The organism is Streptomyces sp. NPDC044571 (genome assembly GCF_040647115.1).
Classification (GTDB): Bacteria; Actinomycetota; Actinomycetes; order Streptomycetales; family Streptomycetaceae; genus Streptomyces.
On record NZ_JBEZBN010000001.1, the window covers coordinates 198279 to 214054 of the forward strand.

The 15776-nt window shown below is 74.0% G+C and carries 11 protein-coding genes; 5 read left to right on the plus strand and 6 right to left on the minus strand.

Annotated features, from left to right (window positions below; genetic code table 11):
- The first annotated feature begins 12 nt into the window (after positions 1 to 12).
- The 5 genes from AB0B01_RS00835 to AB0B01_RS00855 are packed head-to-tail and all read left to right on the plus strand — an operon-like array spanning position 13 to position 6485.
- On the plus strand, positions 13 to 933 hold the full coding sequence (locus tag AB0B01_RS00835; protein ID WP_361711621.1) for a sterol desaturase family protein: 921 nt from the start codon (positions 13 to 15) through the stop codon (positions 931 to 933).
- Between the two features lie 15 nt (positions 934 to 948).
- Entirely contained in the window at positions 949 to 1917 is a 969-nt protein-coding gene (gene aepX / locus AB0B01_RS00840) for a phosphoenolpyruvate mutase (protein WP_361711623.1), read from the plus strand.
- The gene (aepY, locus tag AB0B01_RS00845) at positions 1914 to 3107 is read left to right on the plus strand and encodes a phosphonopyruvate decarboxylase (RefSeq protein WP_361711625.1); all 1194 of its coding nucleotides are present in this window, start codon (positions 1914 to 1916) and stop codon (positions 3105 to 3107) included. Before aepX ends, aepY begins: the two co-directional genes overlap by 4 nt.
- Positions 3097 to 4272, plus strand: coding sequence for a 2-aminoethylphosphonate aminotransferase (locus tag AB0B01_RS00850; RefSeq protein WP_361711627.1), 1176 nt, complete (start codon positions 3097 to 3099; stop codon positions 4270 to 4272). Before aepY ends, AB0B01_RS00850 begins: the two co-directional genes overlap by 11 nt.
- Entirely contained in the window at positions 4269 to 6485 is a 2217-nt protein-coding gene (locus AB0B01_RS00855; RefSeq protein WP_361711629.1) for an FAD/NAD(P)-binding protein, read from the plus strand. Before AB0B01_RS00850 ends, AB0B01_RS00855 begins: the two co-directional genes overlap by 4 nt.
- 44 nt (positions 6486 to 6529) lie before the next feature.
- Here the strand turns inward: AB0B01_RS00855 and AB0B01_RS00860 are convergent, their stop codons facing one another.
- The 6 genes from AB0B01_RS00860 to AB0B01_RS00885 form a co-directional block, all read right to left on the minus strand.
- A complete protein-coding gene (locus AB0B01_RS00860) occupies positions 6530 to 7945 on the minus strand; it encodes a family 1 glycosylhydrolase (protein ID WP_361711631.1) in 1416 nt (471 codons plus the stop codon).
- A gap of 698 nt (positions 7946 to 8643) precedes the next feature.
- A complete protein-coding gene (locus AB0B01_RS00865; RefSeq protein ID WP_361711633.1) occupies positions 8644 to 9852 on the minus strand; it encodes a type III PLP-dependent enzyme in 1209 nt (402 codons plus the stop codon).
- Positions 9849 to 11570 (minus strand): IucA/IucC family protein, encoded by a 1722-nt coding sequence (locus AB0B01_RS00870; protein WP_361711635.1) that lies wholly within the window; start codon positions 11568 to 11570, stop codon positions 9849 to 9851. Before AB0B01_RS00870 ends, AB0B01_RS00865 begins: the two co-directional genes overlap by 4 nt.
- The gene (locus tag AB0B01_RS00875) at positions 11570 to 12784 is read right to left on the minus strand and encodes an MFS transporter (RefSeq protein ID WP_361711636.1); all 1215 of its coding nucleotides are present in this window, start codon (positions 12782 to 12784) and stop codon (positions 11570 to 11572) included. The genes AB0B01_RS00870 and AB0B01_RS00875 overlap by 1 nt, the downstream gene beginning before the upstream one ends.
- Positions 12781 to 14508 (minus strand): IucA/IucC family protein, encoded by a 1728-nt coding sequence (locus AB0B01_RS00880; protein WP_361711638.1) that lies wholly within the window; start codon positions 14506 to 14508, stop codon positions 12781 to 12783. Before AB0B01_RS00880 ends, AB0B01_RS00875 begins: the two co-directional genes overlap by 4 nt.
- Positions 14505 to 15710: an ATP-grasp domain-containing protein gene (locus AB0B01_RS00885; RefSeq protein ID WP_361711640.1), complete on the minus strand. Its 1206-nt coding sequence runs from the start codon at positions 15708 to 15710 to the stop codon at positions 14505 to 14507. The genes AB0B01_RS00880 and AB0B01_RS00885 overlap by 4 nt, the downstream gene beginning before the upstream one ends.
- Positions 15711 to 15776: the final 66 nt, after the last annotated feature.

The window sequence follows — 15776 nt, forward strand, 5'->3', positions numbered from 1 at the left end:
GCAGAGCCAGCCATGCTGCAGCACATCCTCGACCGCCTCCGCGACCCCATCGTCTTCGCCCTGCCCGCCATCGCCCTGCTCATCGCCGTCGAAATGCTGGCGCTGCGCTTCGGCGACGACGAGGACGCCAAGGGCTTCGACCCCCGCGACACCCGGGCCAGCGTGCTCACCGGCCTGGGCGCCCTCGTCGTGTCCACCCTGCTGCGGGCCGCAGCGCTCGCCCTGTACGCCTTCGCCTACGCGTACCTGGCGCCCTTCCACTTCCCGCCGGACGCCTGGTGGACCTGGGTCTTCCTGTTCTTCGGTGTGGAGTTCCTGCTGTACTGGTACCACCGGGCCGCCCATGTCGTCCGGCTCATCTGGGCCGGGCACCAGGTGCACCACTCCAGCGAATACTTCAACACCTCGACCGCGCTGCGCCGCAAGTGGGCGCAGTGGTTCGAGAAGTTGGTCTGGCTGCCGCTGCCGCTGATGGGCATCCCCCCGGCGCTGGTATTCACCATGCACTCGTGCCACCTGATCTACGGGCTGTTCGCCCACACCGAGAAGGTCGGCAAGCTGCCGCGCTGGATCGAGTTCGTCTTCGTCACGCCCTCGCACCACCGGGTGCACCACGGCTCCGACCCCGAGTACCTCGACAAGAACTTCGGCAGCATCCTCATCATCTGGGACCGGATGTTCGGCACGTTCCAGCCCGAGGTACAGCGGCCCACCTACGGCCTGACCAAGCAGATCGGCACGTACAGCATCTGGAGGATCCAGGCGCACGAGTTCGCCTCGATGGTGCGCGACGTGCGGGGGGCGGCGAGCTGGCGGCACCGTCTGGGCTACGTCTTCGGACGGCCCGGCTGGCAGCCCGCCGCCGACGTCCCGCGGCCGCCCGCCGCACCCCAGCCGCCCGCCGCCCCGCAGCCGATGTCGGCCCAGTACTGACCTGAGGAAGATCCCGTGCAGAACCACCCCATGCACCACACCGGGCCGTCGGCCCCCGCCGGGCACACCGGCGGCGCCGCCCGGCTGCGCTCCCTCTTCGAGACTCCCGGGCTCGTCCGCATCATCGGGGCCCACAACCCGCTGGGCGCCCGCTTGGCGGAGCAGGCCGGCTTCGACGGCGTCTGGTCGAGCGGCCTGGAGATATCCGCGTCGCAGGGCGTGCCCGACGCCGACATCCTGACCATGTCCGAACTGCTCGGCGTGGCCTCCTCGATGGCCTCCGCCGTGCGCGTCCCGGTAGTGGCCGACTGCGACGCCGGCTACGGCAACGCCAACAACGTCTCCCACATGGTGCGCCGCTACGAAGCGGCCGGCATCGCGGCCGTCACCATCGAGGACAAGTGCTTCCCCAAGGTGAACAGCTTCGTGCCGGGCCGTCAGGAACTCGCCTCGGTACCGGAGTTCTGCGGGAAGATCGAAGCCGCCAAGGACGCCCAGCGCGATCCCGCCCTCATGGTCATCGCCCGGATCGAGGCCCTGATCGCCGGCTGGGACCTGGACGAGGCGCTGCGCCGCGGCACGGCCTACGCGCAGGCCGGCGCCGACGCCGTCCTCATCCACGCCAAGTCGGCCTCCCCCGGACCGGTGCTGGAATTCCTGCGCCGCTGGGAGCTGCCCCAGCCCGTGGTGGTCGTACCCACCACCTACCACACGGTCTCGGCGGACGAACTGGAGGCAGCGGGCGCGAAGATGGTCATCTACGCCAACCACGGGCTGCGCGCCGGGGTGCAGGCGGTCCGCGAGACCTTCGAGACGATCCTCAAGTCGGGCCGCACCACCGAGGTCGAGGACCGGATCGCCACGCTGGGCACCGTGTTCGACCTCCAGGGCATGGACGCGTACAAGCGCGACGAGAAGCGCTTCGTCCGCACCGCCGCGCCGGAGCGCCCGGTGGCCGCGCAGGCCGCGGGCACCGCGTCGTGAGCGCGGCCGCCGCCCCGGCAGCACCGGTGGCGGCCCCGGTGGCCGTCGCGGCGTCCGCCATCGACCCGGCCGCCCTGGTACGGACGTTCCGGGCGGCGGGGCTCGGGCCCTTCGGCGGGGTCCCGTGCTCCTTTCTCGGGCCGGTGATCAGCTGCCTCCAGCGGGAGCACCCCGAGGACTACCTCATCGCCGCCAACGAGGGCGAGGCAGTGGCGGTGGCCGCCGGCGCCCGGCTGGCGGGGCGGCTGCCCGTGGTCGTCCTGCAGAACTCCGGGCTGGGCAACGCGGTCAACCCACTGACCTCGCTGTGCCACACGCTCCGCCTCCCGTTGCTGCTGCTGGTCACCTGGCGCGGCGAGCCGGGCCGTCCGGACGAGCCGCAGCACGAGCTGATGGGCCGCATCACCCCGGACCTGCTCACCGCCATGGACATCCGGCACGAGCCGCTGCCGCCGGACGAGACCCGGCTGGCCGAACGGCTGGCCGTCGCCGTGGACCACATGACCGCCACCGGCCTGCCGTACGCGTTCGTCGTCTCCAAGGGAGCCGTGGCCCCGTACCGCCCGGAGCCCACGGCCGCCGGGCCCGCCGCGGCGTCTGCGCCGGCCGCCCCGATGCTGCGCGCCGAAGCGATCGGCGAGGTGATGCGGACGGTGGGTGGCCGGCCCGTCCCGGTGGTGGCCACCACCGGCAAGACCGCCCGGGAGCTCGAACGCGACTGGGACCGCCCGGAGAACCTGTACGTGGTCGGCTCCATGGGCTGCGCCTCCAGCGTGGCCCTCGGCGTCGCGCTGGAGCGGCCGCGCGAGCACGTGGTGGTGCTGGACGGCGACGGGGCCGCGCTGATGCGGCTGGAGGCGATGGCCGCCATCGGCCGCCTGCAGCCGCCGCGCCTGGTCCATGTCCTCTTCGACAACGCGGCGTACGAGTCCACCGGTGCGCAGCCCACCGGATCGGCCTCGGTGGACTTCGCCGGGGTCGCCGCGGCCTGTGGCTACCCCCGCACCGCCGACGTGTCGGACTCCGACGGTCTGCGTGCGGCGCTGGACGGTTCGCTGTCCGGTGCCGAGGGCCCGTGGCTGATCCGGGTCCGCATCGCGCCGGGCTCCGACCCGCGGCTGGGCCGCCCGGCCCTGAGCCCTCCCCTGTCCGCTGCCCGATTCCAGAAGGCGGTCTCCTGTGACCAGTGACGCTCCGCAGCTGGTGCTGATGAACCCCGGCCCCGTGGTCACCGACGAGCGGGTCCGCGCCGCGCTGACCGGTCCCGACCTGTGCCACCGCGACCGGGACTTCACGCGGCTGATGACCTCGGTGCGGGCCAAGGTGACCCGTATCGCGGGCGGCGACGACCGCCACACCTCGGTGGTGCTGACCGCCTCGGGCACCGCCGCCGTGGAGGCGGCGATCCTCTCCGCGGTACCCGCCGGCGGCGGCCTGCTGGTCGTCGACAACGGCCACTACGGCCACCGCATGGCCGAGATCGCCCAGACGTACGGGATCCGGGTGCGCCGGCTCGAACTCGGCTGGGGCACCCCGGTGGAGCTCGGCGCGGTGGAGCGGGAGCTCGCCGCCGACCCAGGCCTCACCCACGTGGGCCTGGTCCACCACGAGACCAGCACCGGCATGCTGAACGACGTACGGGGGCTGTGCGCCCTCGCGCACCGGTACGGCCGGGAGGTGGTCCTCGACGCGGTGAGCAGCATCGGGGCCGAGTCCCTGAACCTGTGCGAGGACGAGGTCGACTGGCTGGCCGGCTCGGCCAACAAGTGCCTGGAGGGCACGCCGGGGCTGTCCTTCGTCTGTGCGCGCAAGGACGCCTTCGCCTCGCTCGGCTCCGGTCCCCGACGCTCGTACTACCTGGACCTGTACCGGCACTTCCGCGCGCAGGAGCAGGCCGGTGCGCCCGCGTTCACCCCTGCCGTGCACGTGTTCCGCTCCTTCGAAGCCGCCCTCGACCTGGCGCTGACGGAAGGGGTCGGGGCCCGGCGGGCCCGCTACGGGCGCTTGGCCGGGCAGCTCCGCGAGGGACTGGCCGCGCTGGGGCTGGACCTGCTGCTGCCGCCGGAGCAGCGGGCGGTCGGGCTGACCGCGATCCGGCTGCCCGAGGGCGTCGGGTACCCGGCCCTGGAAACCGCGCTGCGCGCCGAGGGCTTCGTGATCTACGCCGCCCAGGAGCAGCTCGCCGAGGGCTTCTTCCGGCTCTCCACCATGGGCCGGATCACCGCGGCGGACGTCGAGCGCTTCCTCGCCGCCCTGGCGCGCCTGCTGCCCGGGCCGACCGCCGTGGCCGCGCGGGATCGCGGACCCGCGCCGGGCCGCGGGTCCGCGCCGGAACCGGCGGGGGTGCTGCGATGAGCGGCGGCGGGCCGCGCCCGGAGCCCTTCCGGCTGGCCGTGGTCGGCGGCGGTCCCCGGGCGACGTACGCCCTGGAGCGGCTGTCCGCCCGGGCCGCCGAGCTGATCGGCGACGGCCGGCTGGAGGTCAGGGTCTTCGAGCGGACCGGGGAGTTCGGCGCCGGGCAGGCGCACAGCCCCTCCCAGCCGAGGACCAGCTTCCTCAACCGGACCGGCAGCCAGGTCGGCTTCGCGGCGGACGAGGCGATGCCGGGGGCCGGCCCGCTGCGGCCGGCGTCGGAGCGGCCCACCCTGCACGAGTGGTGTCGGCGGGAGTTCGCCCGGACCGGTGATTCCGATTTCGACCTGGGGCCGGCGGACTGGCCCAAGCGCTACGTGCACGGGCTCGCCCTCCGGGACAGGTTCGACGCGTACGTGCGCGAGCTGCGCGCCCACCCGGGTGCCACCGTCGACCTGTGCCGCGACGAGGTCGTGGACCTGGAGCCGCAGGGTGACGGGTTCCTGGTCCGCACCGCGGCCGGCCGGAGCCATCCCGCCGACCACGTCCTGCTGGTCACCGGCCACGGGCCGCACGACCCCGCGCGGGACCCGGTGGGGCGGGTCCGTGCCGCCTTCGCCGCGCGCGGCGGTTCCGCGTACCTGCCGTCCGCCTATCCGCTGGGCGACTCGCTGGACCCCGCGCTGACGGGTCCCGGCACGGTGGTCGGCTGCGCGGGGATGGGGCTGACGGCCATCGACGTGATCCTGCACCTCACCGAGGGCCGCGGCGGGCGGTTCGTACCGGATGCGGAGCACGGGCTGCGCTACCTGCCCAGCGGGCGGGAGCCGGCCTCGATCGTGGCCTTCAGCCGGGCGGGGCAGTTCACCTTCGCCCGCCCGCGCAACGCCAAGGAGTCCGGGCCGCGGGCCGCGGAGCACGAGGGTGTCTTCCTCACCCCCGAGGCCGTCGACCGGCTCAGGGAGGCCGTGGGGACCCCGGGGCGGCACGGCGGCGCCGGGCGCGCCCAGTTGGACTTCGACCGCGACGTCCTGCCGCTGGTCGTGCTGGAGATGGCCTGGCTGCACTACGCCACGCTCTTCGGCCCCGCCGCCGACTTCCTGCGCGAGAGCGTCACACCGCTGTGGCGGGAGTTCCTCGCCGGGCGTCTGCACGCGCCGGGCGCGGACCACGGCCCCGAGTTGCTGACCGGCCCGCTGGCCGCGGCGGCGGCCGGGATCGGGGAGGTGCTGGAGGAGGTCCTCGCCGGCAAGGTGGCGGCTTCGGCGGCCGGTACCGGCGCCTGGCCGGTGGCGCAGACCCTCGAACACTGGACCGGGGTGGTCTTCGGCCCGTCGGCGGTGGCCCGGCTGCGGGAGGCCGGGGGCGAGGGCCCGGCGGCCGTCCGGGATGCCGCCGGCCTGGTCTCCCCCTGGGAGTTGGACGAGACGCCGACCGGCAACCGGTTCTGCTGGCAGCGCACGATCACCCCGATCCCCGCGTCCGCCTCCTCCACGCCCGAGCACTTCCGGGCCGCCCTGCTGCGCTGGATGGGCCGGGACCGGGTGTGGGCGCTGCACGGCAACGTCGACAACCCGCACAAGGCGGCGGCCGACGGGGTGTGGCGCGACCTCCGGGCGGTCATCTCGTACGCGGTGGACGGGGGCGGCCTGACGGCCGCGTCCCACCGGGAGTTCCTCGGCCGGCACGCCCGCCACCACAACCGGCTGGCGAACGGTGCCGCGGTCGAGGTGATGACGCGGATCGAGGCACTGGCCCGGCAGGGGGTGCTGGACGTGTCCGCCGGACCCGGGGCCTCGGTGGTGCAGGACGAGGCGGCGGCCCGGTTCCGGGTGCGGGGGCCGGTGACGGGCGCGGACCGGGTGGTGGACACCCTGGTCGACGCCCGGATACACCCCTTCGACCCGCGGCTGGACGCCGCGCCGCTGTTCCGCCGGCTGCTGGAGCGCGGCCTGGTGCGGCTGTGGCGCAACGGGTCCGCGGACGACGAGGTGTTCGAGCCGGGCGGGCTGGACCTGACCGCGGACTTCCATCCGGTCCGCGCCGACGGCCGGGCCGAGTCCCGGATCACGGTCCTGGGTCCGGCGGCGGAGGGCAGGCAGTCCTTCCTGCTCTCGGCGCTGCGGCCGCACCGCGACCATTACGTCATGCGTGACATCGTCACCTGGTTCAACGGGTTCCGGACGGCGTTCGCCGCCCGCCGCGGCGCGCGGTGATCCCGTGCCGGGGCCGCCGGTGGCGGCCCCGGCACGGGGCGGTTTCAGCAGCGGGAGCCGACCGGGTCCTCGCGCCGTTCGCCGCGGGCCGGTGCGGCCGGTTCGCGGGCCGGTTCGGGCAGGGCGCCGGTGAACCGAGGCACCCACTGCTGCGGGATGGTCGGCTTGGTGAAGCTGAGGGCTCCGCCGCCGACCGCGCCCGAATAGAGGCGGGCGTAGCGCTGCTTCCAATACGCGTTGTCGAAGACGGACCAGTACTCGTAGCCGCGGACCTCGACGCCGCTCTGCATGATGCGCTGGAGCCAGAGCAGCTTCGCTTCGAGGAGGGCGCGGCGCCTGCCGTGGTCGGGATGCCCGTGGGCGTCGAGGATCTCGTTGTCCTGGAGGCCGTGGTCGGTCACGTGGAGCGGCGGCAGCTGGTCGCCGTAGATGTCGTGCAGTCCCGCGATTCCGTCGGCGAGCGACTCGGGGAATATCGACCACCCGTAGGAGGTGGTCTCCACGTCGGAGAACGGCACCAGCGCGAAATCGAGTTGGGCCAGAATCCGGTTGACGTCCATCAGCTCGCGGAAGGAATTCAGCCGGTCCCGCAGGTGCGGGAGATTCTCCGGCGCCGTGACGCAGTGCGGGGCGTGCCAGGAGACGCCCAGGAAATCCTGCGGTGTCGCGATGACGTCCATATCCCCGGGGCGTACGGCACCGCAATCGCCGACCGGGGATTTCCCGTCCTCGCCGACCAGGTGCCGGCCGGACAGCAGGGGATCGAGAAAGAGCCGGTTTCCCCAGAACTCCATCCGCTCGGCCGCCAGCCGGTCCCAGGGGTCGTCCGTTGCGGGATAGGCGGCGATGAGCGAGGTGGTCAGTCCGGCCGGACCGGTGGCGCCCGCCCCGCGCAGCGCCCGCAGCGCCAGGCCGTGTCCCAGCAGGGCGTGGTGGACGGCCGCCACTCCGGCCGGGCCCTTGCCGCGGTCACCGCCGAACATGCCCGCCACCCGGTCGGCGAGGGTGGGGGCGGCGATGTCGCTCACGGTGACCCAGCGGGCGACCCGGTCGCCGAACCGGCGGCCCATCTCGGCCGCGTACTCGGCGAATCGTTCCGCCGTGTCCCTGACCAGCCATCCGCCGGGCTCGTCGGCCCAGCGGGGCAGGTCCATGTGGACGAGGTTGAGGCAGGGCGCCAGCCCCTCTTCGAGCAGCAGGTCCAGGGTCCGGTCACAGCGGCCCAGCGCTTCCCGGTCCCACTCCCGCGCACCGTGGGGCTGCACGGCCGACCAGCCGATCGACAGGCGCCGGGCGGTCGGCGTGACACCCACCACATGGCCCACGTCCCGGGCCCACCGCTGGAAGCGCGGCGGTCCCGCGACGGCGAAGTCCGGACGCTCCGGGCCGGAGCTTCGGTACTGCGTGGCCCCGCCCCATTCCAGTCCTGCCAGTTGACTGCGGTCATCTGCGCCCGTCATGAAACCACCCCGTTGTTCCTTCGGGCGCCGGACAGCGGCGCCCTGGCCGTTGTGAAGTGTTGATCCCCCGTCGCCCACCGCGGATCCACGATGCGCACCACCTATGCAACGCCCATTGATTCCCCCGTCCTGGTCGAAGATCATCGTAGCCAGTCGGAATCGCGTCAAGTTTTGAGCTACATCTGAGCCTGGCCCAACTTCCGTTGTTGAACGCAGGACAATTCTCGTCCTGCAGCAATACGTTCTCCCTGACGGCGAATGGGGCCCCCGGAGGCCCGCGCTGCGCGCTTGTCCGGGAAGCCGGGGCCAGTGTCGACCGGTGGGGAAGGTGGCCGGTGGGACGGCGAGGGCGTCGGCCCGCGGGTACGGCCGTGCGTCACCGGCGGGCGCGGGCGAAGGGGGGCGGCCGGCCGCGTCGGCTTCCGGTCGGCGGCGACGGTCCCGGGGCGGGCGCGAGCCGAGCGCTCTCGGCGGCTTCCCCGGCGGCCGCGGCGAGCGCCACCGCTGACGACGTCGCAGACCGCACAGGACACCGGCCGACAGGACGGACCCGCTCGCCGAGCAGTCCGTGCCCGGTCCCCCGCAGGCCGGTAGCACCCCGCGGCCGGCTGCCGCATCCTGGGGCGGCGGATCCCAGGGGTTCGCAGGCGGCTCGCGCAGGGGCGGCGCCGAGCGGCCGGCGGGCGGGTCCGTGGGCGTCAGGGGGTTTCGGTTGTGAGGAAGTGGAAGCCCGGGCGGGGGTGCATCAGGAACTCGTGGTGGGAGATGTTCCAGGCGTAGGCGCCGGCGAGGGCGAAGACCACCCGGTCGGCGGCGCGCAGGGTTTCCACCGGTTGCCGGTGGGCGAGGACGTCCTTCGGGGTGCACAGCTGTCCGGCCAGGGTGGCGCGGCCCGTGGTGGTGGCGGGGCGGGGCCAGGGGTGCGGCCACGGGGCGACGGGCAGCACCGTGAAGGGCTGGTCGTGGCCGCGGGTGGCGGGGGTGCGCAGGTGGTGGGTGCCGCCGCGGACCACCGCGAAGTCCTCGCCGTGGCTCTGCTTCACGTCGAGCACCTCGGTGGCGTACCAGCCGCAGTACGCGGTGAGGGCCCGGCCGGGTTCGATGCGCAGCGTCAGGCCCGGGTGGCGGTCGAGCAGCTTCTCCAGGCCGGTCCCGAACGCCGTCCAGTCGAAGCGGGCGGCCGGGTCCGCGTAGTCGACGGCCATGCCGCCGCCGATGTTGACCTCGTCGAAGGTGAGGGCGTGGCGGTCGGCGAGCTCCGCGGACCAGTGGGTGATCTGCTCCGCCACCGCCAACTGGGCGTCGGCGTCCAGGCCGCTGGCCAGGTGCGCGTGGATGCCGCGCAGCCGCAGCCGGCGGCCGAGCGGGCCCGTCAGCAGGTGCAGGCATTCCTCGGCGCCGTCCGGATCCATGCCGAACGGGGTGGGCCGGCCGCCCATCGCGAGGGCGACCGTGTCCAGTTGGCCCGAGGCGACCGGCAGGTTGACCCGCAGCATGACGTCGACCGGAGCCTGCGGTGTGGTCGCCAGCACCTCGGCCAGCCGGTGCAGTTCCTGTACGCCTTCCACGTGCCAGCGGTGCACCCCGAGGCTGACGGCCTCCGCGATCTCGGCCGGGGTCTTGCCCGGGCCGCCGAAGGCCAGCGGCGCGTCGGGCACGGCCCGGCGGACGTGCGCCAGCTCTCCTCCGCTGGAGACCTCGTAGCCGTCGACCGACCCGCGCAGCGCGGCCAGCACCGCCGGCTCCGGATTGGCCTTGGCCGCGTAGTACAGCTCGACGCGGTCGGGCAGCGCCGCGCGGACGGCCGCCGCGTGCGTGCGCAGCACGTCCAGGTCGTAGACGTACGCCGGCAGGGCGTCCGGTGCGAGCGCGGCCACGTGGTCGCGCACCAGGGGGGTGACGGTCATCGGGTGCTCCAGACGGAGGGGCGGGCGGCTTCGGCCAGCACGGACTCGGCGATCGGGGACGGCAGGCGCACGTAGTCGGCCGCACGGTCGGCCTTGCGTTCCCAGCGGGTCAGCAGGTTGGCCTTGGCGGGGAGCGGCACGCCGGCGAGCAGGGCGCTCAGCCGGGGCGGGCAGCCGTGCTCGTCGGCATAGGACTGCAGGGCGGAGCGGACGCCCTCCCAGAGGGCGCCCTCCAGCTCCGGGTACTGGTCGGCCAGCGCCGCGAGCAGCTCGGAGACGTGGTTGACGAGGAGGCAGTAGACCACCCGGTCCCAGCCGCGCTGCGGGTCGTAGGCCATCGGCCCGGCGACCTCGGGGGGCAGCTGCGCCAGCAGCGCCGCGTTCTGCTCCGGAACGATCTTGGTGCCCTCCAGGTCGCGGAAGAGGACCTGGGCCGGGTGCCCGTCGCCGTCCACGCCGATCAGTACGTTCTGCAGGTGCGGCTCCAGGACCACGCCGTGGTCGAAGTACGCGGCGAGCACGGGCGGCAGCAGCAGCCGCAGGTAGGCCGCCCACCAGCGCAGGGCCTCCTGCGGTTCGGCGCCGTCGAGCAGCCGGGAGATGTGGGCCGAGCTGGTCGGGTACTCGTCGGCCACGGCCGCCGCCAGCAGCGGGGTGACGCCCGGCCGCAGGATGCCGGCCAGGCCGTCGCGGACGATCAGCCCGAAGCCTTCGAACAGGGCGAGGTCGGCGCTGCCGTCGGGGCCGGGCAGGGCCAGCGTGCGGAAGGCCGGCTCGCGCAGCATCGCCGCGTCCGGGAACCTCCGGGCCAGCTCGCCCAGTGCCGGTGCCAGCAGCCGGGTCAGGGCGACCGCCCCGGTCAGCTCGTACGCGGCGTTCTTGCGCAGGCAGTTGGTGATCCGGACGTTGAGGCTGAACTTCAGGAACGCGCCGGCGCCGTACAGGGTGCGTACCGAGGCGGTCGCGGTGAACGGGTCGCCGCCGGGGCCCAGGTCCAGTACGTCGCCCCGCTCGACGGCCGCCCGGAGGGCGGGGTTGTCGCGCAGCAGCTCGTACTGCCAGGGGTGTGCGGGCAGCAGCCGGTACCCCTCGGGGACCTCGCGCAGACCGTCGACCATCGCGGTCACGGCCGGGTCGAGGCTCTCCTCGGCGAGCAGTTCGGCGCGCACCGCCAGGTGGCGCAGCCGGAAGGAGGCGCGGGCCTCCGGCGCGTACGCGGCCCACGCGGTGCGGTCTTCGGAGCGGGACTTGGGGGCGGGGTGGAAGCGGTGCCCGAACAGGAGGGCCTGCTCGGACTCCAGGTAGCGGTCGGCACCGGACTCGCCGCGACCGGACAGGGCGCCGGCGACGCCCTCGTGGCTTGAGGCCACCTGCTCGATGAACTCCTCGTTGCCGACTCCGCTGCGCAGGGTCAGCTCCTGACCGAGGTACTCGGCCAGCCGCCGCCAGGTCAACTCGGCCCAGCCGTCGGGGCGTTCCTCGAAGACCGGCCCGGTGAAGCGGTGCGCGCCGATCAGCGAGGTGCGGCGCAGGGCGACCCGGAGCAGCACGCCGCGCCGGGGAAGGCGGATCAGCAGCCGGCCGTCGACGACGGCGCTCTGGTGCTCGGGGCCGGACACCTCGCGCAGCAGGCAGTTGAGCAGCGTGTGCGCCACGGCGTGGTCGGCGGCGGGCAGGCCGACGGCGGGGGAGGTCAGCGGCTGTACGGGCAGAGGCATCAATGACTCCAACGGCTACGGGGGAAGAGGGCGAGCGCGGCGGCGCCGAGTGCGGTGGCCAGCGCGGCGGCGGTGCCGATCAGCACGGGCGCGGAGGAGCCGAGCGTGCTGTTGGCGAGGGCCGCGACGGCGCCGGCGGCCACCGCACCGCCCTTGGAGACGAATTCGAGGGTGCCGAACATCCGTCCGGGCGCACGGCCGTTGGCGGCTTCGGCGGCGAGCACCGAGAGGCAGACCAGGCCGAGGGTGAGCCCGGCTCCGAGCAGCAGGCGCACCAGGACGAAGGCGGTCAGCGAGTGGGCGACGGCATGGCCGGCCAGGCCGAGGGCGACGAAGGCGAAGCCCAGCGCGATGCCGGCCCGGGGGCGGTCGAGGAACGCGGTGTGCACGCGGGCGGCGAACACCAGGTAGCACAGGTGCGGCAGGGCGAACAGGAGTCCGGAGACGAATCCGGAGATGCCGGGCAGCCGTTCCTCGACCAGGGCTATCAGATACGGGAAGGAGATGATGGTGGAGAAGACGAACACGAACTCGAAGGCGTAGAGCAGGCGCAGCGGCCCCGCCGCCGGCGCGGGCGCCTGCGCGTCACCGGCCTCGACGGGCGCCGTGGGGCGGCCCGGCTCGGGCAGCAGGGCCAGCAGTGCGGCGGCTGCCAGCGGGAGCACCGCCATCACCAGGTACTGGCGGTGCGGGGAGATCCACGGGGTCAGCGCCCCGACCAGGATCGGCGCGGCGACCAGTGAGGCCCGGGCACTGCCCTGCATCAGGGTGAGGGCCTTCGACAGCCGGGGTCCGTCGAGGGCGGCGGCGAGGTAGCAGTTGGTGGCGGCGAAGGTGCCGCCGAGGAAGCCCTGCAGGACGAGGGCGACCGTGAAGGCGGGCAGGCTCTGGGCGGCGCCCGCCAGCAGGAACGACACGGTGAGGCCGAGTTGGGCGCGGAGCAGCAGCCGCTTGCGGCCGAACCGGTCGGCCAGCCGGCCCCACAGCGGTGCGCCCAGCGCGCTGAACACCGTGGGCACGATGTAGAGCACGCCGGCCCAGCTGCCCGTCGGGTCGCCGAGGGCGGGCAGGATCGCGGTGAGGTAGGGCGGCAGGCCGAGGGCGGCGAAGGAGGCGACGAAGTAGCACGCGGCGATGGCGTGCACCTGTCTGCGGTCCAGGCCGTCCGAGCGCCGCGGGGTTACCGCGGGGCCTGCCAGGGTGTCGGTGGTCATTCCGGAACCCCCGTCCTCTTCAGGTAGTTGGGACCGCTGGTGTAGTGCTTGTTGATGTCGGCCGCGCCGGACCTCTCCTTGCTGAGCAGGGTGCCCGCGGTGACCATGGCCTTGACGGGGAGCCGCTCGGCGTCCAGCAGGTCGGTGCGCAGCGCGGCGCCGTCCGGGCCCAGGCCGTCGACGGCCCGGGTCAGCCGCTCGCGCAGCAGGCCGAGGGAGCTCTCCAGCCGGATCCGGCCCCGGTCGGACAGGGCGAAGGCGAGCGAGGCCGCGCACAGGTGGCCGGTGATGGTGGTGAACAGGTCGGTGAGCGGGCGGTCGCCGTCGCAGAAGATCCGGGCGTCGTCGAACTCCTTGGGCGGCGGAGCGAGCTCGCCCAGGGCGGCGTCCAGGCGGGATCCGTTGATCCGCAGGCCGTCGTTGTCCTTGTAGAGGAGCCGGAGCCGGGTGGCGCCGCCGGCCCGGTCGAGCACCAGGGAGGTGTTCTGCTGGTGCGACTCCAGGGCGATGCCGTAGCGGAAGAGGGTGGTCTGCCAGTCGAGGAGCAGACTCAGGAACGCGTCGTAGAGGGCGAGCGGGTCACCGTCGTAGAAGCGCTCGGCGAGGTGGTCCACGACCAGTCGCCCGCCGGGCGCGACGGCCGCGAGCGAGGCCAGTGGCACGGTCACCGCATGCTCCAGGCCCTCGGGGTAGCGGCGCAGCAGGACGGCCAGCAGTTCGTGGCCGCCTTCGGCGTAGCTCTGCTCGTCAGCGTGCAGAATCGTCTCTGCGAACCGCGGCTCCAGGCCGATGACCGTTTCCAGCAGGCGCTGGCCGGCGGCGCCGTCGGGGAGGACGCCCGCCTTGATGGTGCGGCGGTTGCGCAGGCCGAGGGTGGCGGTGGCCAGCGGCAGCTTCAGGTGGCAGCGCGGGTCCCGGGCGACGGCCACGGTCCGCATCGACAGCGTGGGCACGACGTCCAGGTAGGGCGTGGGGCCCGGTACGGCCGTGCCCTCCAGGCCGGCTTCGCGCAGGACCTCCCGCAGCGGACCCTCGGCAGTGAGCGGGTGGACGGGTACGGTGACATGGCTGTCGGCCAGCTCGCGCAGGCCGATCAGTTCGGGGCCGGGCCACCAGTCGGGCAGCGGCTCCAGGGCGTGCAGGTCCAGTACGCCCTGGGGGACGGCGAACCAGTGGAGCCGGAACGACGGGTGGAACTCCGGTGCGTAGCGGGCGAGTTCGTCGGCCGTGAGCCCCGAGCGACCGCGCGCGGTCGGGTACACCGGGTGGTCCAGGTACGCGGCCAGGGTGTCCTGGGCGAGCGAGGCGCCCGGGCCGGCCCAGTGGGCGGGGTCGCTGCCGTAGCGGGCCGCGAGGCCGGCCAGCACCCCGGGCTGCGCCGTGTCGTGCAGCTCCATGGTGGCCAGGGTCTGCCGGCATTCCTCGGCGAAGGCGTCGTGGCCGCCCCGGTCCTGGGGTTCGGCCCGCTCGCGCACGGCGGCCAGGACCCCGTCCAGCGTGTTGATTACGGCGCCGTCCACGTCCAGCAGCGGCAGCCGCGCGGCGTACTCGCACTGGAAGCCCTCCTCGGCGACGGGCAGCAGCAGCGCGCTGCCGTCCGGACCGAGGCGCAGCCACAGACCGTCCGGCCGGTGTACGGGGACGCTGCGGGTGCGCAGCCCGAGCACGTCCTCGCGCAGCAGCGCGGACAGCACCCTCAGGGTCAGCTGCTGTTCGGCGCTCACGGGGTGATCACCCACTGGTGGCCGGCGGCGAACTCGGCGGTGACGCGGCGCAGTTCGTCGAGGTCGGGTCCGAGGGCCCAGATCATGCCGAGGTAGTCGCGGTTGGTGCGGTAGTGCGGGTGGTGCTCGCCGAGGGCCCGCAGGGGGCGGTAGGAGAGTTCGACGCCGTCGATCACCAGGTCGCACGCCTCGGGGGCGGCGCTCAGGGTGCCGGCCCGGTCGGCGCAGACGGCCAGGTTGTGGGCCTGGACGTCGGTCCGGGAGCCGAGGTCGGCGGGGAGCGGCTCGCCGAGGTGGGTGCGCAGGACGTGCTCGAAGTAGGGGATGTCCAGGATCCGGGCCATCGCCAGGTCGGTCCGGTCGCCTATGGCACGGTAGTTCACCTCGATGATGCGGGCCCGGCCGTCGGCCTGGACGGTGAACTCGGTGTGGCAGGCTCCGAAGCCGACCCCGAGTGCGTCCAGCTGGGCGAGCACCTGGTCGACCACGGGCCGGGGGTGCGCGTGGGCGAATTCCATCACCTCCTCGATGAAGCCGGGCGGGGCGGAGAGCCGGGTCCGGAAGCCGCCGAGCACGTGGCGCCGGCTGCCGTCGCCGAGGGTTTCCAGCGTGCACAGCTCGCCGGCCAGGTATTCCTCGACCACCAGGGCCGCGTCGGCGCGGCGGTGCCGGATCTCCTTGCACAGCTGCACCAGTTCGCCCATGTCCTCGGCCAGCGCCACGTCCTCGCTGGCCACGCCCTCCCGGGGCTTGACGATGCAGGGGAAGGGGAGGGCCGCCCCGTCCAGCTCGGCCGGGTCCTGGCCGGGGGCCAGTTCGGCCGACCAGACCGCGTCCAGCCCGGCGGCCGCCAGGTGGCGGCGCAGCTCGGCCTTGTTCTTGGTACGCAGCGCGGCCTTCCAGTCCTTGGCGGGCAGCCCGAAGTACCCGGCGGCCAGGGCGGCCTGGGTCTGGAGGTGGTCGCTGTTGGTGAAGACGGCGTCCGGTGCGTGGTGGCGGGAGATGAGGCCGATGACCTCGCGGAAGTCCCGCACGTCGCACTCCAGCACCTCGGGCGCGCAGGGCAGTCCGGCGTAGGCGAGGCGGTGGGGTTCGGCCGCGTCGGAGAGGACGGTGACGTCGAGGCCCAATTGTGCGGCGGCCGGCAGGAAGCCCTCCGTGACGGAGTCCGTGGGGTTGAGGGCGAGCAGGTACAGCCGCATGGGGGACGGTCCTCTCCTGTGGTGGTGGCGGTGGTGCGGCGGGGGCGGGCTCCGTCGGCCCGCCCC